General features: G+C 63.5%; 20 protein-coding genes. 6 read left to right on the top strand and 14 right to left on the bottom strand.

Going from position 1 to position 25,544, the window contains the following annotated elements:
• The first annotated feature begins 2 nt into the window (after nt 1–2).
• From emhB to Q6A48_RS14700, 3 genes are all read left to right on the top strand, one after another.
• On the top strand, nt 3–3,167 hold the full coding sequence (gene emhB / locus Q6A48_RS14710) for an efflux RND transporter permease subunit EmhB (protein WP_304554840.1): 3,165 nt from the start codon (nt 3–5) through the stop codon (nt 3,165–3,167).
• Nucleotides 3,164–4,621 carry an AdeC/AdeK/OprM family multidrug efflux complex outer membrane factor gene (adeC, locus tag Q6A48_RS14705; protein ID WP_304554839.1) on the top strand — a complete coding sequence of 486 codons (1,458 nt, stop codon included), beginning with the start codon at nt 3,164–3,166 and terminating at the stop codon, nt 4,619–4,621. Before emhB ends, adeC begins: the two co-directional genes overlap by 4 nt.
• 1,350 nt (nt 4,622–5,971) lie before the next feature.
• Nucleotides 5,972–7,225, top strand: a complete 1,254-nt coding sequence (locus Q6A48_RS14700) for an OprD family porin (protein WP_304554838.1) — start codon at nt 5,972–5,974, stop codon at nt 7,223–7,225.
• A gap of 348 nt (nt 7,226–7,573) precedes the next feature.
• Here the strand turns inward: Q6A48_RS14700 and pcaC are convergent, their stop codons facing one another.
• The 11 genes from pcaC to pcaR form a co-directional block, all read right to left on the bottom strand.
• On the bottom strand, nt 7,574–7,966 hold the full coding sequence (gene pcaC, locus Q6A48_RS14695; RefSeq protein WP_304554837.1) for a 4-carboxymuconolactone decarboxylase: 393 nt from the start codon (nt 7,964–7,966) through the stop codon (nt 7,574–7,576).
• Nucleotides 7,967–7,977: 11 nt separating this feature from the next.
• Nucleotides 7,978–8,778, bottom strand: a complete 801-nt coding sequence (gene pcaD / locus Q6A48_RS14690) for a 3-oxoadipate enol-lactonase (RefSeq protein ID WP_304554836.1) — start codon at nt 8,776–8,778, stop codon at nt 7,978–7,980.
• Between the two features lie 12 nt (nt 8,779–8,790).
• The gene (locus Q6A48_RS14685; RefSeq protein ID WP_304554835.1) at nt 8,791–10,155 is read right to left on the bottom strand and encodes a 3-carboxy-cis,cis-muconate cycloisomerase; all 1,365 of its coding nucleotides are present in this window, start codon (nt 10,153–10,155) and stop codon (nt 8,791–8,793) included.
• Nucleotides 10,156–10,343: 188 nt separating this feature from the next.
• Nucleotides 10,344–11,639, bottom strand: coding sequence for an MFS family transporter (locus Q6A48_RS14680; RefSeq protein ID WP_304554834.1), 1,296 nt, complete (start codon nt 11,637–11,639; stop codon nt 10,344–10,346).
• 196 nt (nt 11,640–11,835) lie between these two features.
• Nucleotides 11,836–12,402, bottom strand: coding sequence for a protocatechuate 3,4-dioxygenase subunit alpha (gene pcaG / locus Q6A48_RS14675; protein ID WP_304554833.1), 567 nt, complete (start codon nt 12,400–12,402; stop codon nt 11,836–11,838).
• A gap of 1 nt (nt 12,403) precedes the next feature.
• The gene (gene pcaH / locus Q6A48_RS14670; protein ID WP_304554832.1) at nt 12,404–13,108 is read right to left on the bottom strand and encodes a protocatechuate 3,4-dioxygenase subunit beta; all 705 of its coding nucleotides are present in this window, start codon (nt 13,106–13,108) and stop codon (nt 12,404–12,406) included.
• A gap of 37 nt (nt 13,109–13,145) precedes the next feature.
• A complete protein-coding gene (gene pcaF, locus Q6A48_RS14665; protein ID WP_304554903.1) occupies nt 13,146–14,351 on the bottom strand; it encodes a 3-oxoadipyl-CoA thiolase in 1,206 nt (401 codons plus the stop codon).
• Nucleotides 14,348–15,127, bottom strand: coding sequence for a CoA-transferase subunit beta (locus Q6A48_RS14660; RefSeq protein WP_304554831.1), 780 nt, complete (start codon nt 15,125–15,127; stop codon nt 14,348–14,350). Before Q6A48_RS14660 ends, pcaF begins: the two co-directional genes overlap by 4 nt.
• The gene (locus Q6A48_RS14655) at nt 15,124–15,984 is read right to left on the bottom strand and encodes a CoA transferase subunit A (RefSeq protein WP_304554830.1); all 861 of its coding nucleotides are present in this window, start codon (nt 15,982–15,984) and stop codon (nt 15,124–15,126) included. The genes Q6A48_RS14660 and Q6A48_RS14655 overlap by 4 nt, the downstream gene beginning before the upstream one ends.
• Nucleotides 15,985–16,278: 294 nt before the next feature.
• Nucleotides 16,279–17,625 (bottom strand): 4-hydroxybenzoate transporter PcaK, encoded by a 1,347-nt coding sequence (pcaK, locus tag Q6A48_RS14650; RefSeq protein WP_304554829.1) that lies wholly within the window; start codon nt 17,623–17,625, stop codon nt 16,279–16,281.
• Nucleotides 17,626–17,769: 144 nt separating this feature from the next.
• Entirely contained in the window at nt 17,770–18,612 is an 843-nt protein-coding gene (pcaR, locus tag Q6A48_RS14645) for a pca regulon transcriptional regulator PcaR (protein WP_003184507.1), read from the bottom strand.
• Between the two features lie 547 nt (nt 18,613–19,159).
• On the opposite strand from pcaR, the gene Q6A48_RS14640 reads away from it, so the two are divergent.
• Nucleotides 19,160–19,360 carry a hypothetical protein gene (locus Q6A48_RS14640; RefSeq protein ID WP_245138175.1) on the top strand — a complete coding sequence of 67 codons (201 nt, stop codon included), beginning with the start codon at nt 19,160–19,162 and terminating at the stop codon, nt 19,358–19,360.
• Nucleotides 19,361–19,721: 361 nt separating this feature from the next.
• Nucleotides 19,722–21,197 carry an inorganic phosphate transporter gene (locus tag Q6A48_RS14635; RefSeq protein WP_304554827.1) on the top strand — a complete coding sequence of 492 codons (1,476 nt, stop codon included), beginning with the start codon at nt 19,722–19,724 and terminating at the stop codon, nt 21,195–21,197.
• 261 nt (nt 21,198–21,458) lie between these two features.
• On the opposite strand, the gene ccoM is transcribed toward Q6A48_RS14635, so the two are convergent.
• From ccoM to Q6A48_RS14620, 3 genes are all read right to left on the bottom strand, one after another.
• Nucleotides 21,459–21,575, bottom strand: a complete 117-nt coding sequence (ccoM, locus tag Q6A48_RS14630; RefSeq protein WP_285229303.1) for a cytochrome c oxidase subunit CcoM — start codon at nt 21,573–21,575, stop codon at nt 21,459–21,461.
• A gap of 144 nt (nt 21,576–21,719) precedes the next feature.
• Nucleotides 21,720–21,881: a hypothetical protein gene (locus tag Q6A48_RS14625; RefSeq protein ID WP_172679726.1), complete on the bottom strand. Its 162-nt coding sequence runs from the start codon at nt 21,879–21,881 to the stop codon at nt 21,720–21,722.
• Nucleotides 21,882–21,972: 91 nt separating this feature from the next.
• Nucleotides 21,973–22,314 carry an aspartate-semialdehyde dehydrogenase gene (locus Q6A48_RS14620; RefSeq protein WP_304554825.1) on the bottom strand — a complete coding sequence of 114 codons (342 nt, stop codon included), beginning with the start codon at nt 22,312–22,314 and terminating at the stop codon, nt 21,973–21,975.
• Nucleotides 22,315–22,562: 248 nt separating this feature from the next.
• Between Q6A48_RS14620 and rapA the strand changes: the two genes are divergently transcribed.
• Complete coding sequence (gene rapA, locus Q6A48_RS14615; protein WP_304554824.1) at nt 22,563–25,409, top strand: RNA polymerase-associated protein RapA; 2,847 nt, start codon at nt 22,563–22,565, stop codon at nt 25,407–25,409.
• Nucleotides 25,410–25,544: the final 135 nt, after the last annotated feature.

Raw genomic sequence — 25,544 nt, 5'->3', positions numbered from 1 at the left:
CCATGTCGAAATTCTTTATCGACCGTCCGATTTTCGCCTGGGTCATCGCCCTGGTGATCATGCTGGTCGGGGCCTTGTCGATCCTCAAGTTACCGATCAACCAGTACCCGAGCATCGCGCCGCCGGCCATCGCGATCCAGGTCACCTACCCGGGTGCGTCCGCGCAGACCGTGCAGGACACCGTGGTTCAGGTCATCGAGCAGCAGCTCAACGGTATCGACAACCTGCGTTATGTGTCCTCGGAAAGTAACTCCGACGGCAGCATGACCATCACCGCCACCTTCGAGCAGGGCACCAACTCCGACACTGCGCAGGTCCAGGTCCAGAACAAACTGAACCTGGCCACCCCGCTGCTGCCGCAAGAAGTGCAGCAACAGGGTATCCGCGTCACCAAATCAGTGAAGAACTTCCTGATGGTGATCGGCGTGGTGTCGCGCGACGGCAGCATGACCAAGGACGACCTGTCCAACTACATCGTGTCCAATATGCAGGACCCGATTTCGCGGACCGCCGGTGTCGGTGACTTCCAGGTCTTCGGTGCCCAGTACGCGATGCGGATCTGGCTCGATCCGGCCAAGCTGAACAACTACTCGCTGACTCCGGTGGACGTGAAGAACGCCGTCGCGGCGCAGAACGTCCAGGTGTCCTCGGGCCAGCTCGGCGGCTTGCCCGCCCTGCCCGGCCAGCAACTGAACGCCACGATCATCGGCAAGACCCGCTTGCAGACCGCCGAGCAGTTCAAGGCGATCCTGCTCAAGGTCAACCCCGACGGTTCCCAGGTGCGCCTCGGCGATGTCGCCAGCGTCGGGCTGGGTGGCGAGAACTCCAGCATCAGCGCCCAGTTCAATGGTGCCCCGGCGTCCGGCCTGGCGGTCAAGCTGGCCAACGGCGCCAACGCCCTCGATACGGCCAAGGCGCTGCGCGCCACCATCGACAACCTCAAGCCGTTCTTCCCGCAGGGCATGGAAGTGGTGTTCCCGTATGACACCACGCCGGTAGTGAGCGAATCGATCAAGGGCGTGGTTGAAACCCTGGTCGAAGCGGTCGTGCTGGTGTTCCTGGTGATGTTCCTGTTCCTGCAGAACTTCCGCGCCACCATCATCACCACGATGACCGTGCCGGTGGTGCTGCTCGGCACCTTCGGGATCCTCGCGGCGTTCGGCTTCAGCATCAACACCCTGACCATGTTCGGCATGGTGCTGGCCATCGGCTTGCTGGTGGACGACGCCATCGTCGTGGTGGAGAACGTCGAACGGGTGATGAGCGAGGAAGGCCTGTCGCCCAAGGAAGCCACCAAGAAATCCATGGGCCAGATCCAGGGTGCCCTGGTGGGTATCGCCCTGGTGCTGTCGGCGGTGCTGCTGCCGATGGCGTTCTTCGGCGGTTCCACCGGTGTGATCTACAAGCAGTTCTCCATCACCATCGTCTCGGCCATGGCCCTGTCGGTGCTGGTTGCGCTGATCTTCACCCCGGCCCTGTGCGCCACCATGCTCAAGGCGATTCCCAAGGGGGAACACGGTACGCCGAAACGCGGCTTCTTCGGCTGGTTCAACCGTAACTTCGACCGCAGCGTCAGGAGCTATGAACGTGGCGTGGGCAACATGCTGCGGCACAAGGCGCCATTCCTGCTGGCCTACCTGATCATCGTGGTCGGCATGATCTGGCTGTTCACCCGCATCCCGACGGCGTTCCTGCCGGAAGAAGACCAGGGCGTGCTGTTTGCCCAGGTGCAGACACCGGCCGGCTCCAGCGCCGAGCGCACCCAGGTGGTGGTGGATAACATGCGTGAGTTCCTGCTGCGTCCGGGCAAGGACGGCGGCGAAGGCGATGGCGTGGCCTCGGTGTTCACCGTGACCGGCTTCAACTTCGCCGGTCGCGGCCAGAGCTCCGGCATGGCGTTCATCATGCTCAAGCCGTGGGAAGAGCGTAACGCCGATAACAGCGTGTTCAAGATCTCGGCCCGCGCCCAGCAGCACTTCTTCACCTTCCGCGACGCCATGGTGTTCGCCTTTGCCCCGCCGGCGGTGCTGGAGCTGGGTAACGCCACCGGTTTCGACGTGTTCCTGCAAGACCGCGCCGGTATCGGTCACGAGAAACTGATGGAGGCCCGCAACCAGTTCCTGGGCATGGCGTCCCAGAGCAAGGTGCTGACCCAGGTACGCCCCAACGGCCTGAACGACGAACCGCAATACCAACTGGAAATCGACGACGAGAAGGCCAGCGCGCTGGGCATCACCCTGTCGGACATCAACAACACGCTGTCGATTGCCCTGGGCAGTAGCTACGTCAACGACTTCATCGACCGTGGCCGGGTGAAAAAGGTGTACATCCAGGGCCAGGCCAATGCTCGCATGAGCCCGGAAGACCTGAAGAAGTGGTACGTGCGCAACAGTGCCGGGACCATGGTGCCCTTCACCGCGTTCGCCAAGGGCGAGTGGGTCTATGGCTCGCCGAAACTGGCCCGCTACAACGGCGTGGAAGCGATGGAAGTGCTCGGGGCGCCAGCGCCGGGCTATTCCACCGGCGAAGCCATGGCCGAGGTCGAAGCCATTGCCAAGAAACTGCCGGCCGGCGTCGGTATCTCCTGGACGGGCCTGTCCTATGAGGAACGCATGTCGGGTTCCCAGGCGCCAGCGCTGTACGCCCTGTCGCTGCTGATGGTGTTCCTGTGCCTGGCGGCCTTGTATGAAAGCTGGTCGATCCCGATCGCGGTCATGCTCGTGGTGCCGCTGGGGATCATCGGCGCCCTGCTGGCCACCAGCCTGCGCGGGCTGTCCAACGACGTGTACTTCCAGGTGGGCCTGCTGACCACCATCGGCCTGGCGGCGAAAAACGCCATCCTGATCGTCGAGTTCGCCAAGGAACTCCACGAACAGGGCCGCAGCTTGATGGATGCCGCCATTGAAGCTTGTCGGATGCGTCTGCGACCGATCATCATGACGTCCCTGGCATTCGTCCTCGGCGTGGTCCCGCTGGCGATCTCCACGGGTGCCGGCTCAGGCAGCCAGCACGCCATCGGTACCGGTGTGATCGGCGGCATGTTGACCGCCACCATCCTGGCGATCTTCTGGGTGCCATTGTTCTTCGTGACCGTGTCGTCGATAGGCCGCCGCAAACAGGCCGACCAGGACGATACTCCTGAAACTTCCAAAGAGGCTGGCCAATGAGCAAGTCGCTACTGTCCCTGACCATCGCCGCCGTCGTGCTCAGCGGTTGCTCGCTGATCCCCGATTACCAGCGGCCCGAAGCCCCGGTCGCGGCGCAATACCCGCAAGGGCCGGCCTACGAGCCGGCCAACGCTCCCGGCCAGGCCGCCGCCGAGCAAGGCTGGAAGCAGTTTTTCCATGACCCGGCGTTGCAGCAACTGATCCAGGTGGCCCTGGAAAACAACCGCGACCTGCGTGTCGCCGCGTTGAACATCGATGCCTACGCCGCGCAGTACCGCATCCAGCGGGCGGACCTGTTCCCGGCAGTCTCGGCCACCGGTGCCGGCAGCCGCCAGCGTGTGCCGGCGCGTGCCTCGCAGACCGGCGAAGCGGGCATCAGCAGTTCGTACTCGGCCACCCTGGGCATCAGCGCCTATGAACTGGACCTGTTCGGTCGGGTTCGCAGCCTGAGCGAGCAAGCCTTGCAGAGCTACTTCGCCACCGAAGAAGCCCGGCGCAGCACGCAGATCAGCCTGGTGGCCAACGTTGCCAATGCCTACCTGACCTGGCAAGCCGACAAGGAACTGCTCAAGTTGACCCAGGACACCCTGGGTGCCTACGAGCAAAGCCTCAAGCTGACCTCGCGCAGCGCCGAAGTCGGCGTGGCCTCGGCCCTGGACCTGAGCCAGGCACGCACCGCCGTGGAAAACGCCCGTGTGCAACTGGCGCGCTACACTCGCCAGGTCGCCCAGGACGAAAACAGCCTGACCCTGCTGCTGGGCACCGGCCTGCCGGCCAACCTGGCCTCGCGACCGCTGAGCGACGACCTGCTGAGCGAAGTGCCAGCCGGGTTGCCCTCGGACCTGCTGCAACGCCGCCCGGACATCCTCCAGGCCGAACGCAACCTGCTCGCCGCCAACGCCAACATCGGCGCGGCGCGGGCCGCGTTCTTCCCGAGCATCAGCCTGACGGCCAACGCCGGCACCCTGAGCCCGGACCTGTCCGGCCTGTTCAAGGGCGGCTCGGGCACCTGGACCTTCGCCCCGCAAATCAACCTGCCGATCTTCAACGCCGGCAGCCTGCGGGCGAGCCTGGACTACGCGAAGATCCAGAAAGACATCAATGTCGCGCAGTACGAGAAGTCGATCCAGACCGCGTTCCAGGAAGTCTCCGACGGCCTGGCCGCGCGCCAGACCTACAACGAGCAGCTGCAGGCCCAGACCGACTTCGTCGCCGCCAACCAGGATTATTACCGCCTGGCCGAGCGTCGCTACCGCATCGGTGTCGACAGCAACCTGACCTTCCTCGACGCCCAGCGCCAGTTGTTCAGTGCCCAACAATCGCTGATCACCGACCGCCTTGCGCAACTGACCAGCGAGGTCAATTTGTACAAGGCCTTGGGTGGGGGCTGGAATGCCGAGACGGGCAGGAACGAGCCGGTGAAGGAAGAAGCGCCGAAGATGAAGCTGTTCTGATTGATGTTTGAACGCTGAAATACGAAGCCCACCGAGAGGTGGGCTTTTTATTGGATTTCTACACGGCTGTGTGGGAGCAAAGCTTGCTCGCGATGGCGGCCTGATTGCTGGCCGGAGTGCTGTTGATTGGGGCATATCCGTTGCTGCGGTAACGGCCGCTTAGGGTTTCGCCCTTACGGCGACTTACTTTTTTTCAGACGCCAAAAAAAGTAAGCAAAAAACGCTCGCCCCACCACTCGGCACCTCGCCTATGGCTCGGTGTGCCCGAACGCCGGCATTGCGCCGTGGGGCCGCCGCGAAGGGCCATCCATGGCCCAGCGCGGCTACCTCGGCATCCATGCCGAGGTGCCCCACGGCGCAATGCCGGCGTTCGGCCATCGTGGTTAACGGGGCGTTGAGATCAAGATCAAGAGCCAAAGCCAAAGCCAAAGCCACAGCCACAGCCACAAAGCACAGTGATCAACTGAAGTACTGCCATCGCGAGCAAGCTTTGCTCCCACAGCCCTGATAAAACCAGAACCGCCAACATCACTTTGTGCGGCCAGGAGCTTAACGAACTCGGCGGGCTTGCAGTCCCGATCACTGAATGAGCAGCGACTCGAACAAGCTAGAAATGCAGCTTCCAGTGGCAACCTTAAAGCCTCGTCGGAAATTTCACCGCGTCTATCAGACCGACCGCTAATTCTGTATGCGCGCTTGCTCGCCACAGTTATGGATAGCTTGGCTTTGGCTTTGGCTTTGGCTTTGGCTTTGGCTTTTGATCTTAAAGCCCCATTAACCACGCTGGCCGAACGCAGGTATTGCGCAGTGGGCATCCCGGCATGGAGGCCGGGATAGCCGCGCTGGGCCATGGATGGCCCTTCGCGGCGGGCCCACGGAGCAATGCCGGCGTTCGGGGACACCGAGCCATAGGCGAGGTGCCGAGTGGTGGGGCGAGCGTTCTTTGCTTACTTTCTTTGGCGTTTGAAAGAAAGTAAGTCGCCGTAAGGGCGAAACCCTAAGCGGCCGTTACCGCAGCAACGGATATGCCCCCAATCAACAGCACCCCGGCCAGCGATCAGGCCGCCATCGCGAGCAAGCTTTGCTCCCACAGGGAAAATGGGATTCGCTAATCACTTTTTTTGCCGTTCGATAATCGCCCAAAAACCGCCACCGGCAATTGAATCGATCCGGCCCAGACCGTCACCATCCCTGGCACAAAACCAATAACAACAGGTTCGACGCCATGTCCACACGCCCCGCTTCGCCCGGCTGACCTTCAGTCATTCAACCGACCCGCTCCACCTTACCGTCTGCAATCCCGGGATTGCGGCATCGAATCGCGTCGCCCACAACAATTAGAGACACGCCATGAAACCTGCACAGCATTTGTTCCCCAGCCTCATCGCCGTCGCCCTGACCAGCACCGCCCTACCCGTCCTGGCCGCGGAATCAGGCTTCGTCGAGGATGCGAAAGCCACGCTGAACCTGCGCAACGCCTATTTCAACCGCAACTTCACCAACCCCAACAACGCCCAGGGCAAGGCCGAGGAATGGACCCAGAACTTCATCCTCGACGCCAAGTCCGGGTTCACCCAGGGCGTGGTCGGGTTCGGCGTGGACGTGCTGGGCCTGTATTCGGTCAAGCTCGATGGCGGCAAAGGCACCGCCGGGACGCAGTTGCTGCCGGTGCACGACGATGGCCGCCCGGCCGATGACTTCGGTCGCCTGGGCGTGGCGCTCAAGGCCAAGGTGTCGAAGACCGAGCTGAAGGTCGGCGAGTGGATGCCGGTGCTGCCGATCCTACGCTCCGACGACGGCCGTTCCCTGCCGCAAACCTTCCGCGGCGGCCAGGTCACGTCCACCGAGATCAATGGCCTGAGCCTCTACGGCGGCCAGTTCCGTGGCAACAGCCCGCGCAACGACGCGAGCATGGAAGACATGTCGATGAACGGCCGCGGCGCGTTCACCTCCGACCGGTTCAACTTCGGCGGCGGCGAATACGCCTTCAATGAAAAACGCACCCAGGTCGGCGTGTGGTACGCGGAATTGTCCGACATCTACCAGCAACACTATTTCAACCTGACCCACAGCCAGCCCATCGGCGACTGGACCCTGGGCGCCAACCTCGGCTACTTCACTGGCAAGGAAGACGGCAGCGCCCTGGCCGGCGACCTGGACAACAAGACCGCGTTCGCCATGCTCTCGGCCAAGTACGGTGGCAACACCTTCTACGTCGGCCTGCAGAAAGTCGGTGGCGACGATGCCTGGATGCGCGTCAACGGCACCAGCGGCGGCACCCTGGCCAACGACAGCTACAACTCCAGCTACGACAACGCCAAGGAAAAATCCTGGCAACTGCGCCACGACTTCAACTTCGCCGCCGTCGGCGTGCCGGGCCTGACCTTGATGAACCGCTACATCAGCGGCGACAACGTGCACACCGCCACGGTCGACGACGGCAAGGAATGGGGCCGCGAAACCGAACTGGCCTATACCGTGCAGAGCGGCGCGCTGAAGAGCCTGAACGTGAAGTGGCGCAACTCGACGATGCGTCGGGATTTCAGTACCAACGAGTTCGACGAGAACCGCATTTTCATCAGCTACCCGATCAGTTTGTTGTAAAGCCAACAGGGATGGAGGCTGTGACACCGTCTTCGCGAGCAGGCTCGCTCCCACAGGGGGGACCGGGCCGGGTCCAGAATCTGTGTTCACTGAAGACCCAGTGTGGGAGCGGGCTTGCCCGCGAAGGCGGCGACACATTCAGCATCGTCGCCAGCAGAACCACCGCTTTCGCGGGCACGCCCGCTCCCACAGGGGGAATTGGGCCGGGTACAAGATGTGTGTTCACTCAAGACCCAGTGTGGGAGCGGGCTTGCCCGCGAAGGCGGCGGTACATTCAACATCGCCGCAAGCTGACCCGCCGCTATCGCGAGCAAGCTCGCTCCCACAGGCGACCCCGGGGTGTGAGGCTTAACCTCGGGATTCGACGCCCAGTTCGTCCCACACCGACTCGGCCAGGTGGAAGGTGGCGTTGGCCGCCGGGATGCCGCAGTAGATCGCGCTCTGCATGATCACTTCCTTGATTTCGCTGCGGCTCACGCCGTTGTTGGCCGCGGCGCGCAGGTGCAGCTTGAGTTCTTCGTTGCGGTTCATGCCGATCAGCATGGCGATGGTGATCAGGCTGCGGGTATGGCGCGGCAGGCCCGGGCGGGTCCAGATGTCGCCCCAGGCGTGGCGGGTGATCATCTCCTGGAATTCGCTGTTGAACTCGGTCAGGGCATTGAGGCTGCGGTCGACGTGGGCATCGCCCAGTACCGCGCGGCGCACTTGCAGGCCGTCGTCGTAACGTTGTTTTTCATCCACGAGAAAACTCCTCAGTTGCGGCCCGAATCAAGCAGGAAATCCAGCACCCGCGCGCTGAACGCGGCGCCGGCCTGGACGTTGGACAGGTGCGCGGCATGGAACTCGGCGTACTCGGCCCCGCTGACCCGCTCCTGGATGAAATGCCCGCCCGACGGCGGTGTCACCGCGTCTTCGGTACCGGCGATGACCAGCAACGGCACGCGGATCGCCGCCAGTTGTTCGCGGAAATCGGCATCGCGCACCGCCGCGCAGTTGGCGGCATAGCCCTGGGGCGAGGTGGCGGCGAGCATGTCGGTGATTTTCCTGGCCGCCTGCGGATTCGCTTGGGCGAAGTCCGGGGTGAACCAGCGAGCGATCGAGGCGTCACGCAAGGCCACCATGGCCGCCTTGCCGTCACGCAGCACGGTCTCGATGCGCGGGTCCCACACCGATGGGTCGCCGATCTTGGCGGCGGTGTTGCACACCACCAGCTTGTGCAGGCGTTCACCGGCGTTGATCCCCAACCATTGGCCGATCAGCCCGCCCATGGACAACCCGCAGAAATGCACCTGGTCGATGTCCAGCGCATCGAGCATGGCCAGCACATCGTGGCCCAACTGCTCGATGCTGTAGGGCCCCTGCGTGACCAGCGACTGACCGTGTCCACGGGTGTCGAAGCGCAGCACGCGAAAATGTTCGCTGAACGCCGCGACCTGGTCGTCCCACATGTGCAGGTCGGTGCCCAGGGAGTTGGAAAGCACCAGCACCGGGGCCTCTTGCCGCCCATCGAAACGATAGTTCAGTTCGCCGTCGGCGAGTTTGACGAATCCCACAACAGTCTCCTTTCAGGCCTTCAAGGCAAGGTGTTCGGCCACCGCTCGGGCAACCCAGGTGCGGGCCTGGCCGAGGTAGTGGGCAGGGTTGAGCAAATGATCGAGTTCGGCGGCGGACAACTGCGCGGTGACCTGGGGTTCGTCCCCCAGCACCTGGCGCAAATGCCGTTGTTCGGCGACGGCGCGTTTGCAGCATTGCTCCAGCAGATGGTGCGCGGTGTCGCGCCCGACACGTTGGGCCAGGACGATGCTCACCGCCTCGGCCAGCACCAGGCCCTGGGTCAGCTCCAGGTTGCGGGCCATGCGCGCCGCATCCACTTCCAGCCCTTCGGCCAGCAGCCGGGCTTGTTGCAGGGCGCCGGACACCAGGCAGCAGATCTCCGGCAAGGTTTCCCACTCGGCGTGCCACAGGCCGAGGCTGCGCTCATGTTCCTGGGGCATGGCACTGAACAGTGTCGAGACCAACCCGGGCACGCGCGTCGCCGCACTGATCAACACCGCCGCGCCTACTGGATTGCGCTTGTGGGGCATGGTCGATGAACCGCCCTTGCCGGGTGCCGACGGCTCGAACGCTTCACCGGCCTCGGTCTGCATGAGCAGGCTGATGTCGCGCCCCAACTTGCCGAGGCTGCCGGCGATCAACCCGAGCACCGCCGCGAACTCCACCAGGCGATCGCGCTGGGTGTGCCATGGTTGGTCCGGCACGCTCAGTCGCAGCTCGGCAGCCAGGGCCTGGGCGACGGGCAAGGCCTGCTCACCCAGCGCCGCAAGCGTCCCGGAAGCGCCGCCGAACTGCAGCACCAGCAGGCGCGGCTTCAGTTCCGCCAGGCGTTGCCGGCTGCGGGTGATCGCCCCCAGCCACCCGCCGATCTTCATGCCCAGGGTCACTGGCGTCGCATGTTGCAGCCACGTGCGCCCGGCCAGCGGCGTGGCAGCGTAGCGTTCGGCCTGGCGGGCCAGGGTGTCGGCCAACTGCGCCAACTCGCCTTCGATCAAGGCCAGGGCCTGGCGCAGTTGCAGTACCAACCCGCTGTCCATCACGTCCTGGCTGGTGGCCCCCAGGTGCACATAGCGCTCGGCCTCGGCGCTGTCAGTGGCGATGCGCTTGCCCAATGCCTTGACCAACGGGATCGCCGAATTGCCGGCACTGGCAATCGCTTCGCTCAAAGCCGAAAAATCGTACAACTGGGCACGGCAGGCATTCTCGATGGGCGCCACCGCATCCTGGGGGATCAAACCCACCCGCGCCTCGGCCCGGGCCAGCGCCGCCTCGACATCCAGCATGGCCTGGACCCGGCCCGCATCGCAGAACACCTCGCGCATGTCGCGGGCGGTGAAGTAGGCATCGAACAGCTGATTGCCCGGTCGTTCGCTCATAAACAGTCCTTGGGAAAATGGATGCCCTTGTGGCGAGGGGATTTATCCCCGCTGGGCTGCGCAGCAGCCCCAACAGTCGACTCGATCTGCCTGACATACCGAGTGGTGGATCAGGGGCGCTTCACGCCCCAACGGGGATAAATCCCCTCGCCACATAAATCCCCTCGCCACAAGGAGTCAAACAAGCCTTAAAGATCGTGATGCAAATAAGTCGGTTGCTTGGGCAGGCGCAGGCTGAACAGGAACGCCACCACCATCATCACCGTGACATACCAGTAGAAGGCGTTTTCCATGCCCTGGGCCTTCAGGCTCAAGGCTACGTACTCGGCCGAGCCGCCAAAAATCGCATTCGCCACCGCGTAGGCCAACCCGACGCCCAGCGCCCGCACCTCGGGTGGAAACATCTCGGCTTTCACCAGGCCGCTGATGGAGGTGTAGAAACTGACGATCGCCAGCGCCAGGGTAATCAAGATGAACGCCAGGAACGGGCTGGCGATGCTCTTGAGGGTCAACAGGATCGGCACCGTGCACAAGGCACCCAGGGCGCCGAACCAGAGCATGGAATTGCGTCGGCCGATCTTGTCCGCCAGCATGCCGAACAGCGGTTGCATGCACATGTACAGGAACAGTGCGCCGGTCATGATGTAGCTGGCGGTCTTGGCCGGCAGGCCGGCGGTGTTCACCAGGTATTTCTGCATGTACGTGGTGAAGGTGTAGAAAATCAACGAGCCACCGGCGGTGTAGCCGAGCACGGTGATGAACGCGGCCTTGTGGCTGCGAAACAGCGCGCCGATGCTGCCGGCGTCCTTGTTCTCGCGCATTTCCTTGCTGCTGGTTTCCTTGAGGGAACGCCGCAGGAACAGCGAGATCAGCGCCGCCACGGCACCCACCACGAACGGGATCCGCCAGCCATAGGCCCGCAGCTCGTCTTCACTGAGGAACTGTTGCAGGATCACTACCAGCGACACCGCCAGCAGTTGCCCCCCAATCAGCGTCACGTACTGGAACGATGCGAAGAAACCGCGCTGGCCCTTGAGGGCGACCTCGCTCATGTAGGTCGCCGTGGTGCCGTACTCGCCCCCCACCGACAGGCCTTGCAGCAAGCGCGCGAACAACAGCAGCACCGGCGCCCAGACACCGATGTCCTTGTAGGTGGGCAGGCAGGCGATGAGTAACGAGCCGAAACACATCATCAGCACCGAGATCATCATCGAGTTCTTGCGCCCGTGACGGTCCGCCACCCGGCCGAATATCCAGCCGCCAATGGGCCGCATCAGGAACCCGGCGGCGAACACACCGGCCGTGTTGACCAGTTGCACCGTGGGGTTGTCCGATGGAAAGAACGCCGACGCGAAATAGATCGCGCAGAAGGCGTAGACATAGAAGTCGAACCATTCGACCAAGTTGCCGGACGAGGCGCCGACGATGGCGAAAATGCGCTTGCTGCGTTCTTCGCCGGTGTAGTGGCTGGTTGGGGTGGACATGGGTTATTCACTCTTAGGGAATCAACAAAGTCTAGACACACTTCGTAACAGTCCCGTTCCGCAGTATGGCGTTGCTTATACTGGCCCTGTCGCGGGCAAGCCTTGCTCCCACAGAGATTGCAGCCATCGCTCGGAACCTGTTGTGTATGGCTTGTGGGAGCAAGGCTTGCCCGCGATGGCGCTCCTGCTGGCTCACTCAATAATCGAAGAACACCGTCTCGGCATCCGTCCCTTGCAGGACCACGTTCCACTGGTACACCCCCGACGCATCGGGCTTGGTCACGAGGGTGGCGCGACGTTCCTCGGGCACGCAGGCCAGCAGCGGGTCGGTGTCGTTGGCCGGTTCACCGTCGAAGTAAATGCGCGTCAGCAGGTGCTTGACCAGGCCGCGGGCGAACACCAGCACCACCAGGTGCGGCGCCTGGGTCGTGCCCCCCAGCCCCGGTACGGTGCCGGGCTTGATGGTGGTGAAGCGAAAGCGGCCTTCGGCGTCCACCGGCACCCGGCCGAAACCGTCGAAGCTGGGGTCCAGGGGCTTGTCCTGGTCGTCTTCGGGGTGGGCGTACTTGCCGGCGGCGTTGGCCTGCCAGACTTCCAGCATCGCGTCGTTGACGAACTGGCCATTGCCGTCGAGCACCTGCCCGGTGATCGCCACGCGCTGGCCGAGGGTTTCGGCGCGGGTCAGGTCTTCGCGGTTCAGCCAGGTCAGGCCGATGTGGTAGTAAGGGCCAACGGTATGGGACGTGGTGGCGGTGAGCGTCATCTTATTTCTCCATCGGCGTGGCGTCGCGGCCGCGCAAGACGATGTCCCAGCGATAACCCAGGGCGTAGTGAGGGACGGTTTTTTCCAGGTCGAAACGGGCGATCAGGCGTTCCTTGGCACGGGTGTCCGGCACGCAGTTGTAGATCGGGTCGTATTCCAGCAACGGGTCGCCCGGGAAATACATCTGCGTCACCAGGCGCGTCAGGATGCTCGGCCCGAACAGCGAGAAATGGATATGCGCCGGACGCCAGGCGTTGTGGTGGTTGCCCCACGGATAAGCGCCGGGCTTGATGGTCTGGAACTGGTACCAACCCTGCGCATCGGTGACGGTACGACCGGTGCCGGTGAAGTTCGGGTCCAGGGGCGCGTCATGGTTGTCACGGTCATGGTTATAGCGACCGGCAGCGTTGGCCTGCCAGATCTCCACCAGGATGCCCGGCACCGGTTGCCCGTGTTCATCCAGCACGCGCCCGTGGATGATGATCCGCTCCCCCAGGGGCTCGCTGGCATGCTGGGCCGTGAGGTCGTTATCCTTCTCCTTCACGCGATCGGCGCCGACGGTCGGACCGGTAATTTCCGACAGTGAATGGGGCAGGAACACCAGCGGTTTGGACGGCGAGCGCAGGTTGGTGGACTGGTACGGCGGGTGCAGGTACTCCGGCTGGGTGCCCGCTTGAGGGCGACGATAACCAGGCTTGTCAGTCATGAAGCATTCCTCGGTTTCTTATTAGTAGAACGACGCGTCAGACGCGTTCGATAGCCAATGCCAGGCCCTGGCCGACGCCGACACACATGGTCGCCAGGCCTTTCTTGCCGCCGGTCTTTTCCAGATGGTGCAGCGCCGTCAGCACCAGTCGCGCCCCGCTCATGCCCAAGGGGTGACCGAGGGCAATGGCGCCGCCGTTCGGGTTGACCTGCGGCGCATCGTCCGCCAGCCCCAACTCGCGCAGCACCGCCAGGCCCTGGCTGGCGAAGGCCTCATTGAGTTCGATCACGTCGAAATCGGCGATCGCCAGGCCCAGCCGCTCGGTGAGCTTGCGCACCGCCGGCACCGGACCGATGCCCATGACCCGTGGCGCCACGCCGGCACTGGCCATGCCCAGGACCTTGCCGCGTGGAGTCAGGCCATGTTTTTTCACCGCGTCGGCGGAGGCCAGGATCAGGGCCGCCGCGCCGTCGTTCACCCCCGAGGCGTTGCCGGCGGTGACGGTCTTGTCGGGGCCATTGACCGGCTTGAGCTTGCCCAGCGCTTCCAGGGTGGTGTCGGCGCGCGGGTGCTCATCCTGCTCGACCACGGTCTCGCCCTTCTTGTGGGCGATGCGTACCGGCACGATCTCTTCGGCGAAGAAGCCCGCCGCCTGGGCCGCCGCCGTGCGCTGCTGGCTGCGCAGCGCGAAGGCATCCTGGTCGGCGCGGGATACCCCGTAGTCATCGGCCACGTTGTCTGCGGTCTGTGGCATCGCGTCCACGCCGTACTGGGCTTTCATCAACGGGTTGATGAAGCGCCAGCCGATGGTGGTGTCTTCCAGCTTCATGTTGCGCGAGAACGCGGCGTCGGCCTTGCCCATCACGAATGGCGCACGGGACATCGACTCCACGCCGCCGGCGATGGCCAGTTCCATTTCACCGCTGGCAATGGCGCGGAACGCCGTGCCGACGGCGTCCATGCCCGAGGCGCAGAGGCGGTTGAGGGTCACGCCGGGAATGCTCGGCGGCAGGCCCGCCAGCAGCAGGGCCATGCGCGCGACGTTGCGGTTGTCCTCACCGGCCTGGTTGGCGCAGCCGAGGAAGACCTCGTCCACCGCGTCCCAGTCCACCGAAGGGTTGCGCGCCATCAGCGCCTGGATCGGCACGGCCGCCAGGTCATCGGCGCGCACGGCAGCGAGACCACCGCCGAAGCGGCCGATGGGGGTACGAATCGCATCGCAGATATAGACGTCGCGCATCAGGCTTCTCCCGGTGCCTGGCCGTGGGCCGCCGCCGTGCGAGCTTCCAGGTCGCGCAGGGCGCGCAGCTCGACGTCGGTCGGTTCGGCGGTGGTGTGTACCTGGTCGGCGAAGCGGATCGCCCAGCCGGTCGCGGCAATGACTTGCTCGCGGGTCACGCCGGGGTGCAAGGCGGTGACCACGAATTCATGGCTGCCGGCTTCCGGTTCCATGATGCACAGGTCGGTGATGATGCCCACGGGGCCCGCACCCGGCAGGCCCAGGCGCTTGCGTGAGTCGCCGCCCTCACCGTGGCCGACCGAGGTGATGAAGTCCAGCTTGTCGACGAACGACCGCGCCGATTGCTTGAGGATGATCAACACGCTCTTGGCCGACCCGGCGATTTCCGGTGCGCCACCGGCACCCGGCAGGCGGACTTTCGGCTGGTGGTAATCGCCCACCACGGTGGTGTTGATGTTGCCGAAACGGTCGACCTGGGCCGCGCCCAGGAAGCCGACGTCGATGCGCCCGCCCTGCAACCAGTAGCGAAAGATCTCACCGGTAGGGACCACGGTGTCGGCGGTTTCCGCCAGCTCACCGTCGCCAATGGACAGCGGCAGCACGTCAGGCTTGGCGCCGATCGGGCCGGATTCATAGATCAGTACGACATCCGGCGCCGACGTCAGCCGCGCCAGGTTGGCCGCCTTCGACGGCAGGCCGATGCCGACGAAGCACACGGCGTTGTTCTTCAAGCGACGGGCCGCGGCGACGGTCATCATTTCATTGGTGGAGTACGTCATTGTTTCGCCTCCGAAGCGGCAGCCAGTCGAGCCTGGAATTCGGGGAAGTCCCGGGTGCCACGGATGAATTCGTCGATCCAGGCGGTAAAGGTCTCACGGTCGCGGGCGATGGGGTCCCACGCCTGGTAGAACCGGTTGTCACGCTCGGTGTAGCCGTGGGCGTAGGACGGGTGCGCGCCACCGGGTACCAGGCAGACCGCGCTGAGGGCCCAGGTCGGCAGGACGCAGGCGTTCATCGGCGCGTTCAGGTCGTCGACGATTTCTTCCACGGTGACGATGCAACGCTTGGCGGCCAGGGCGGCTTCCTTCTGCACGCCGAGGATGCCCCAGAGCAGCACGTTGCCCTTGCGATCGGCTTTCTGCGCATGGATCACGGTGATGTCCGGGCGCACCGACGGCACCGCGGCCAGGACTTCCCCGGTGAACGGGCAGGTCACGCTCTTGATCAGCGGGTTGACCTTGGGCAAGTCGGAGCCCGCGTAGGCCCGCAACACCGCGAACGGCAGGCCGGATGCACCGGCGACGTAGGCATTGGCCAGGTCGGCGTGGCTGTGTTCTTCGATCTCCAGCGGCTGTGGCCACTGCTTTTCCACCGCGTCGCGCAGCCGGTGCAGCGAACCCACGCCGGGGTTGCCGCCCCAGGAAAAAATCAATTTGCGCGCACAGCCGGCACCGATCAACTGGTCGTAGATCAGGTCAGGGGTCATCCGTACCAGGGTCAGGTCTTTCTTGCCCTGACGAATGATTTCATGACCGGCCGCAGTCGGAATCAAGTGCGTGAAGCCTTCGAGCGCGACGGTGTCGCCGTCGTTGACGAACTGCTTCACCGCGTCGTGCAGCGAAAGGATTTCAGCCATGGTGCAGGCTCCCGTTTTCCAGTAGACCGACATGAAGAAAAAGGCGCGAGGTTCAGCGCCGGAGTGACTGAAGAGTAAGCCGCGGGAAAACGCCAAACAATCCGATAATCGACTGAGTGTTCGTTTATCGAACGGATTGTTGTTTGGCTATCTATTTATCAAAGTACACAGAGCCCCTGTGGGAGCGAGCTTGGTCGCGATGGCGATGTGTCAGAGACCGATACCTGTCTGATCCACCGCTATCGCGAGCAAGCTCGCTGCCACAGGTATTCCATCGCAGGTTATATCGTGGGCTCAGGTCGCATCCGCATGGCTGACCAGGCCCTTGATCACTACCGCCGTGGTCGCCAGGGCCGCTGGGATGACCAGGGCGGTCAGGACCTGTTCGAAGTTCCAGCCCAGGCCCAGCAGGGTCGCGCCCATCCAGGCGCCGAGGATGGCGCCGAAACGACCGATGCCGAGCATCCACGACACGCCGGTGGCCCGGCCCTGGGTCGGGTAGAAACGCGCCGCCAGGGACGGCATCGCCGATTGCGCGCCGTTGACGCACATGCCGGCCACCAGCACCAGCGTGGCGAGCAAGGTGATGTGCCCCAGGCTCTGCCCCACCGCGTAGGCGAATACCCCGGCCATCAGGTAGAACAGGCCGATGACCTTGTGCGGGTTGAACCGGTCCATCGCCCAGCCCACGCCCACCGCGCTCAACACCCCGCCGAACTGGAACAAGGCGCCGATGAACGCGGCCTGCTCCATGCTCGCGCCGCTGTCGCGCATCAGGGTCGGCAGCCAACTGGTCAGCAGGTAGACGATCACCAGCCCCATGAAATAGGTCAGCCACAGCAACAGCGTGCCGGCGCTGTAGGTCCCGGAAAAAATCACCGCCAGCACGTTGCGCGCCTTCACGGTTTTCTGTTCCGGCACGCTGAAGCTCGCCGCCTGCGCAACCGTATGCGGTTCGATGGGCGCCAGGGTCTTGCGCACTTTGTCGGTGCCGCGATTGCGCACCACCAGGTAACGCGCCGATTCCGGCAACCAGAGCACCAGCACCACCGTCAGGAGCAACGGCAGGATCCCGCCGATCATCAACAGGCTGTGCCAGCCGAACGCCGGGATAAGCTTGGCGGAGATGAACCCACCGCCGGCCATGCCCAGGTTGAAGCCGCAGAACATGCTGGTCACCAGCAGGGATTTCTTGCGTTCCGGGGTGTATTCCGACAGCAAGGTGGTGGCGTTGGGCATCCCGGCCCCCAACCCCAGGCCCGTGAGGAAGCGCAGCACCAGCAGTTGATCGACATTGGTGCTGTAGGCCGACGCCAGGCTGAATGCCCCGAACAACAGCACCGCGCCCACCAGTACGACTTTTCGCCCGAAGCGGTCAGCCAAGGGCCCGGAGCCCAGTGCGCCGAAGACCATGCCGATCAACGCGGCGCTCATGACCGGGCCGAGGCTGGCGCGATCGATCCCCCAGTCCTGGGACAAGGCCGGGGCAATGAAGCCCATGGCCGCGGTGTCGAGGCCGTCGAGGAAAACAATCAGGAAACAGAGGATCACTACCCGCCACTGGTAACGCGAAATGGGCTGGGCATTGATGAAGGACTGCACGTCGAGGCAGTGGCCTACGGAGGTCTGGGGCTGGTTCATCGCGTCTCTCATTATTATTGTGTCGAGTCGCCAACCAGGACCGAGCCAGGCTCCAGCACACCGGATGACGCTGGCGCGACATTAATGAGGCCGGGCAAACACCGTCAATTCGCCCGGAGCGTCTCTGTGCGTTTATCGAACAGCTTAGGTGAACAGTTGCGCGCTCAGGTCGCGACTGGCCCCCAGCAAGCCCGGCAGGAACCGCTGTTCCAGCTCATTGCGGCTGACACGCCCGGCATGGGTGCTGACGTTCAACGCCGCCACTACCTGGCCGGAAGCGTCGTACACCGGCACGGCAATCGAGCGCAGGCCCTGCTCCAATTCCTGGTCGACGATGCACCAACCCTGCTGCCGCACTTGTTGCAGGCATTCGAGCAAGGCTTCGGGCGTGTGCAGGGTCCGGCTGGTCTTGGCTTGCAGGTCGGCGTGATCGAGGTAATCGCGCAACGACGCATCGTCCAGGGCTGCCAGGAGAATCCGGCCCATGGACGTGCAATAGGCCGGCAACCGACCGCCGACGGACAGGTCCACCGAGATCAGTCGCTGGGTGGTGGCCGACCGGGCGATGTAGAGGATGTCGTCGCCTTCGAGGGTCGCCATGTTGCAGGCTTCGTGAAGTTGCTCGCTCATGCGGTCGAGGTACGGCTGGGCGGAAACGGCCAGGGGCGTCGAGGACAGGTAGGCGTGGCCGAGGGTCAGTACCTTGGGCAGCAATGAATAGGTGCGCCCGTCAGTGGTGGCGTAGCCCAGCTTGATCAAGGTATGCAGGCAACGCCGGACGGCAGCCCGGGGGATTTCCGTGCGATGGCTGATCTGGGCGATGGTCAGGTGCCGCTTGCGCTCTTGGAAAGCCTGCACCACGGCCAGGCCACGGGCCAGGGACGTCATGAAGTCCGGGTCCCCGGTCAGGGCCTGGATCCGCTTGGCCGGGGAAGCCACGATCGGCGGCGCGACTGAAGTGAAGGCATTGCGCAATTGGTCGTTCATGGTCTGATCCTTCCCCGGATGGACGGCTATTACAGGCGGCAGCCTGGCAGCCAAGCAAGGGCCAGGCGCCGACAGCGTTCGATTATCGAACCACGGACCGATAATCGCAATCGTCGCACGTCCATCGGCACTTATTTCGGATCCGATACAAAGTTGGTCGAGTGCAATGGCAATTCTCCAGCCCCCGGTATATTGAACTTGTCGCGCCGCTTGGCGTCAGGATACCGACGGCGTTGAAAAAACCGTGGCTTCAAGTTGCACATACAACTATTGATTCACACTAGAGCAACATCGTTAACTTTTGCCGATAGTGTTATTCGACGGGACCGCTATAATGCCCTCCAGCGACGGAACGGCCCTCAACCGCTCCCGTGCGCCGGCGCTATAGTCCTGCTAGAGTGCCCGAAGCGTCTAATGACCGCTTCCCGTAACGGCAACACACGAATCCCTGATGCTACGTCAGCTATGAGCTCTGGTGCCGTGGCCGTCTGCATGCCTACATGCAGTGCGTATCACCAGATTAAATTTCTATTCATTAGGTACAACTGTGACGAAAGAAGAACTGCGCGCGGAACTTGAGCGCCAGGAACAACGTTACAAGGAAGTTTACGGCGGAGAGATCACCACCTACGCCGCACAACCTGAACCGGAACGCAAACCCTGGCGTAAGCGCGCCACCGTTCAAGACCAGGCGTTCACCCAGGAACTTCAAAAGATGGAAAAGGAACTCAAGGCCGAGGAGCACTGACGCTCGGGCGTGACGTTCTTGCAGCGGAGTGCGGCCTACACCCTAGGCCGCAGGCTGATACTGGTCGCCCGCCACAAGCGGGCTGCCCGCCTCACGCCCGTCGGTCGGAAGTGTTCGAAGCCGACCCTCTTTCAGATATTTCATACAAGCACGTGGGATGAATTTCGCCCCTCCTAGCGTCCCCTGCCGTTGCGCCTTGGCCCCGGAAACAAAGGGTTGCGAACCCCGCCAGACGCTGGCCCCCGCAAGGTTTCCTACAAATTATTTCGTTGAAGAATGTTACCGATGAGCAGGCAATGCATCGATTACCATGGTTTTCTGGCATAATCGCGCCCCCTTACGACCGGGTCAGAAAACCTTCATGATCGATTTATTCAGCGGACTGGATGCTTGGGTGCTTGTGAGCCTCTTGCTCGCCCTGGCTTTTGTCCTCGCCTTCGAGTTCATCAACGGCTTTCATGACACCGCTAACGCGGTTGCCACTGTTATCTACACCAAAGCGATGCCGCCGCACCTGGCGGTGTTCTTTTCCGGGGTGTTCAATTTCCTCGGCGTGCTGCTGGGTGGCGTGGGGGTGGCGTACGCCATCGTCCACCTGTTGCCGGTGGAGCTGCTGATCAACGTGAACACCGGCCACGGCCTGGCGATGGTGTTCTCGCTGCTCGCGGCGGCCATCACCTGGAACCTGGGCACCTGGTACTTCGGTATCCCGGCGTCCAGCTCCCACACCCTGATCGGCTCGATCCTCGGCGTGGGCCTGGCCAACGCGCTGATCAACGACATCCCGTTGGCCGACGGGGTGAACTGGCAGAAGGCGATCGATATCGCCGCCTCCCTGGTGTTCTCGCCCATGGCCGGTTTCCTGATCGCCGCCCTTGTGCTGATCGGCCTGAAATGGTGGCGCCCGCTGTCGAAGATGCACAAGACGCCGGAACAGCGCCGCAAGATCGACGACAAGAAGCACCCACCGTTCTGGAACCGCCTGGTGCTGGTGATCTCGGCCATGGCCGTCAGCTTCGTCCACGGCTCCAACGATGGCCAGAAAGGCATCGGCCTGATCATGCTGGTGCTGATCGGGATCGTGCCCGCGCAGTTCGTACTCGACCTAAGCAGCACGACCTACCAGATCGAGCGGACTCGCGACGCGACCCTGCACCTGAGCCAGTTCTACAAGCGCAACAACGAGTCACTGGGCGAATTCCTCGCCCTGGGCAAGAGCGTGGAAGGCGATCTGCCGGAGAAATTCCGCTGCAACCCGCAGCAGACCGAACCGACCATCAACGCGCTGCTCGACACCCTCAAGGGCGTGTCGGACTACCATTCGCTGCCGTCGGAAAGCCGCATCGAAGTGCGTCGCTACCTGCTCTGCCTGGACGACACGGCGAAGAAGGTAGGCAAGTTGCCCAACCTGGCGGCCCGTGAAAAAGACGACTTGAACAAACTGCGCAAGGACCTCACCACCACCACCGAATACGCCCCGTTCTGGGTGATCCTGGCGGTGGCACTGGCCTTGGGCCTGGGCACCATGGTCGGCTGGAAGCGCGTGGTACTGACCATCGGCGAGAAGATCGGCAAGCAAGGCATGACCTATGCCCAGGGCATGTCGGCGCAGATCACCGCCGCGTGCATGATCGGCATGGCGAACATCTTCAGCCTGCCGGTCTCCACCACCCACGTGCTGTCGTCGGGCGTGGCCGGCACCATGGTCGCCAACAAGAGCGGCCTGCAAGGTGGCACGGTGCGCAACATCCTCCTGGCCTGGGTGCTGACCCTGCCGGCGACGGTGGCGCTGTCGGCCGGGTTGTTCTGGCTGGCCTCCAAGGCCCTGGGCAGCTGATTCCAGCGACTGAAAAAAAGGTGCGACCCTGGCGGTTCGCACCTTTTTTTGTGCCTGAAATGCTTGATCCCGATTATCACCTGTGGGAGCGAGCCTGCTCACGAAGGCGGTGGCACGGTTAGCCGCAGCAGCGACAGGCACTGCGCTTTCGCGAGGAGGCTAGCTCCCTGGCGCCCAGGCGTGAGTCAAAAAACGCGCACAAAAAAAAAGGGCGACCGAAGTCGCCCAAAATGCCTTGCGTGCTCGTTGTAACTGGAAAGACTAGGGCTTTCTGCGCTTGTGGGCGTCTTTCCAGATGAATAATCCGAAACCTGCGAAAAACACGAACATGAGGCCGACCGTCAACACACCGGCAAACACCACATTATCGAAAAACATGACTGGCCTCCTGGTCTTGTCCCTGTTGCGATGGGTTCAAGTTAACCAATCAGGCCCGGATGGAAATTGACCGGGGTCAATAACGCCCGCGACGGGGCGAAAAGGTGGGGAAATAACTGATCTGCATCAATGGATCGAGGGGGTTCAGCGCTTTTTCGGTTTGTTTTTCGGCTTTTTCTTTGGCTTGGCCAGGGGCATCGCCTGCTCGAACGCCTGGCGAACTTCGTTGAGGCGCTTGTCGTTGAGGTCATGAACGCGCTTGGCGCGCTCAGCGCTGAGGTCGATCAGTTTGGCGTCTTGGCTCATGGCGTGTCGGCATCGTGCAGTGGAAATCGGATGCGCCCATGATGCGGGCTGTGGACGGCGTTGACCAGCCTGCGTCGTCGGCCGACGGGGGTCAGATCTGGATATCGACCCACAGGCCCTGACGCGACTCTTCTTCCATCAGCGGCACCACCGGCACGGTATTGTCGGCATTAAGCTCAGTGCCTGGTACGGCCAGGTGCTCCTCAGGGTCTTCGTCAGCTTCGCGGCGACGGCGGTCGCGTTCCTGCTGGCGACGTTGCTCCTCGCGCAGCAACAGCGCACCCTCTTCCGGGTCACGCTTTTGCAGGTCGATGGTGCTCTCGCTGGAGCTTTGCTGCACCGGCACCACGGGCGGTATGTCCGGTCGCGGGCGAACCGGATCCTGCTGCGAAGTGACGGGCACGGTGCTCAAAGGGAGCGTGGGTAGCAACATAAAGGTCTCCTGTCTTCAGGTTGTCGGCTGTGGGCGTGGCAGCTTGAACCGCCGGTCTGAAACTTGTGACCCAGTTGGCATTGCGACAAAAGCCGGGGCCGAGCCTGTTTGATCGCTGGGTACGCTTAAGTTCCGTCCCCTCGGCTGACGAATCGTTCCCCTGGCGACGCGGCGCGTGCGTAAATCCTTTGGTCTGAAGGATCATTCCGTTAAGATAACCGGCTTTTTCAAGGCGGGAGTCAGGCAGCATGGCGCAGCAGTATCAACCGGGGCAACGCTGGATCAGTGACAGCGAAGCCGAGCTGGGTTTAGGCACCGTTCTGGCACAGGATGGCCGCTTGTTGACCGTGCTCTACCCGGCCACTGGCGACACTCGCCAGTACGCGCTACGGAATGCGCCCCTCACTCGCGTGCGGTTTTCGCCGGGCGATGTGATCACCCACTTCGAAGGCTGGAAGATGACCGTGCGGGAAGTCGACGACGTCGATGGATTGCTGGTCTACCACGGCCTCGACGGGCAGAACGAAGTCGTGACGCTGCCGGAAACCCAGCTGTCGAACTTCATCCAGTTCCGCCTCGCCAGCGACCGTCTGTTCGCCGGCCAGATCGACCCGCTGGCCTGGTTCTCCCTGCGCTACCACACCCTGGAACACACCAGCCGCCAGTTGCAGTCTTCGCTGTGGGGCCTTGGCGGCGTGCGCGCCCAGCCGATCGCCCACCAATTGCACATCGCCCGAGAAGTGGCCGACCGCATTGCACCGCGCGTGCTGCTGGCGGACGAAGTGGGCCTGGGCAAGACCATCGAGGCCGGCCTGGTCATCCACCGTCAGTTGCTGTCCGGCCGCGCCAACCGCATCCTGATCCTGGTACCGGAAAACCTCCAGCACCAATGGCTGGTGGAAATGCGCCGGCGCTTCAACCTGCAAGTCGCGCTGTTCGACGAAGAACGCTTCATCGAAAGCGATGCCAGCAACCCGTTCGAAGACACGCAGCTGGCCCTGGTGGCGCTGGAATGGCTGGTGGACGACGAGAAGGCCCAGGACGCGCTGTTCGCTGCCGGCTGGGACCTGATGGTGGTCGACGAGGCCCATCACCTGGTGTGGCACGAAGACCAGGTCAGCCCGCAGTACGCGCTGGTCGAGCAATTGGCCGAGACGATTCCTGGCGTGTTGCTGCTCACCGCGACCCCGGAACAACTGGGCCAGGACAGCCACTTCGCCCGCCTGCGCCTGCTGGACCCGAACCGCTTCCATGACCTCAAGGCGTTCCGCGCCGAGAGCGAGAACTATCGCCCGGTGGCCGAAGCCGTGCAGGAGCTGCTGGACAAGGGCCGCCTCTCGCCGCAAGCCCACCAGACCATCCTGGGTTTCCTGGGCAACGAAGGCGAAGCCTTGCTGACCGCTGTCAACGATGGCGATGTCGAAGCCAGCGCCCGCCTGGTGCGCGAACTGCTGGACCGCCACGGCACCGGCCGCGTGCTGTTTCGCAACACCCGCGCCGCGGTGCAGGGTTTCCCGGAGCGCAAGCTGCACGCCTACCCGCTGCCGTGCCCGGACGAATACCTCGAATTACCACTGGGCGAACATGCCGACCTGTATCCGGAAGTCAGCTTCCAGGCGCAGCCGGACGCCAACGAAGAACAACGCTGGTGGAAATTCGACCCCCGCGTCGAGTGGCTGATCGACCAGCTGAAAATGCTCAAGCGCACCAAGGTGCTGGTGATCTGTGCCCACGCCGAAACCGCCATGGACCTGGAAGACGCCCTGCGCGTGCGCTCCGGGATCCCGGCCACGGTGTTCCACGAGGGCATGAACATCCTCGAGCGCGACCGTGCCGCCGCCTACTTCGCCGACGAAGAGTTTGGCGCGCAGGTGCTGATCTGCTCGGAAATCGGCAGTGAGGGACGCAACTTCCAGTTCGCCCACCACCTGGTGCTGTTCGACCTGCCCTCCCACCCGGACCTGCTGGAACAGCGAATCGGCCGTCTCGACCGGATCGGCCAGAAGCACACCATCGAGCTGCACGTGCCGTACCTGGAAACCAGCCCGCAGGAGCGGCTGTTCCAGTGGTACCACGAGGCGCTGAACGCCTTCCTCAACACCTGCCCGACTGGCAACGCCTTGCAGCACCAGTTCGGCCCGCGCCTGCTGCCGTTGCTGGAAGAGGCCGACGATGGCCAATGGCAAGCGCTGATCGACGAGGCCCGCGCCGAACGCGAGCGCCTGGAGAGCGAGCTGCACACCGGCCGCGACCGCTTGCTGGAACTCAATTCCGGCGGTGCCGGCGAAGGTGACGCGCTGGTGGAGGCCATTCTCGAGCAGGACGACCAGTTCGCCCTGCCGATCTACATGGAAACCCTGTTCGACGCGTTCGGCATCGACAGCGAGGACCATTCGGAAAATGCGCTGATCCTCAAGCCGAGCGAAAAGATGCTCGACGCCAGCTTCCCGCTGGGCGATGACGAAGGCGTGACCATCACCTACGATCGCAACCAGGCGCTGTCGCGCGAAGACATGCAGTTCATCACCTGGGAGCACCCGATGGTGCAAGGCGGCATGGACCTGGTGCTGTCCGGTTCCATGGGCAACACCGCGGTGGCGCTGATCAAGAACAAGGCCCTCAAGCCCGGCACGGTGTTGCTGGAATTGCTCTACGTCAGCGAAGTGGTCGCCCCGCGTTCGCTGCAACTGGGCCGTTACCTGCCGCCAGCCGCCCTGCGCTGCCTGCTGGACGCCAACGGCAACGACCTGGCCGCCCGGGTCTCGTTCGACACCCTGAACGACCAGCTGGAAAGCGTGCCCCGCGCCAGCGCCAACAAGTTCATCCAGGCCCAGCGCGACCAGCTCACGCCGCGAATCAACGCCGGGGAAGAGAAAGTCGCCCCGCGTCATGCCGAGCGCGTGGCCGAGGCCCAACGCCGCCTGGCTGCCGACATCGATGAAGAACTGGCGCGCCTGACCGCCCTGCAAGCGGTCAACCCGACCGTACGCGACAGCGAACTGGATGCCCTGCGCCAACAGCGCGAACAGGGCCTGGCGATGCTGGAGAAGGCGGCGTTGCGCCTGGAAGCGATCCGGGTGCTGGTGGCAGGCTGACAAAACCAACTGCTCGAATCACTCGTGACAGAACGCTTTTGTGGGGGGGGGGGGGGGGGGGGGGGGGGGGGGGGGGGGGGGGGGGGGGGGGGGGGGGGGGGGGGGGGGGGGGGGGGGGGGGGGGGGGGGGGGGGG

Source organism: Pseudomonas citrullilanati (assembly GCF_030580855.1).
Lineage (GTDB): Bacteria > Pseudomonadota > Gammaproteobacteria > Pseudomonadales > Pseudomonadaceae > Aquipseudomonas > Aquipseudomonas citrulli.
Note: the sequence above shows the minus strand (reverse complement) of the source record. Positions and strands in the feature narration are given on the sequence as shown.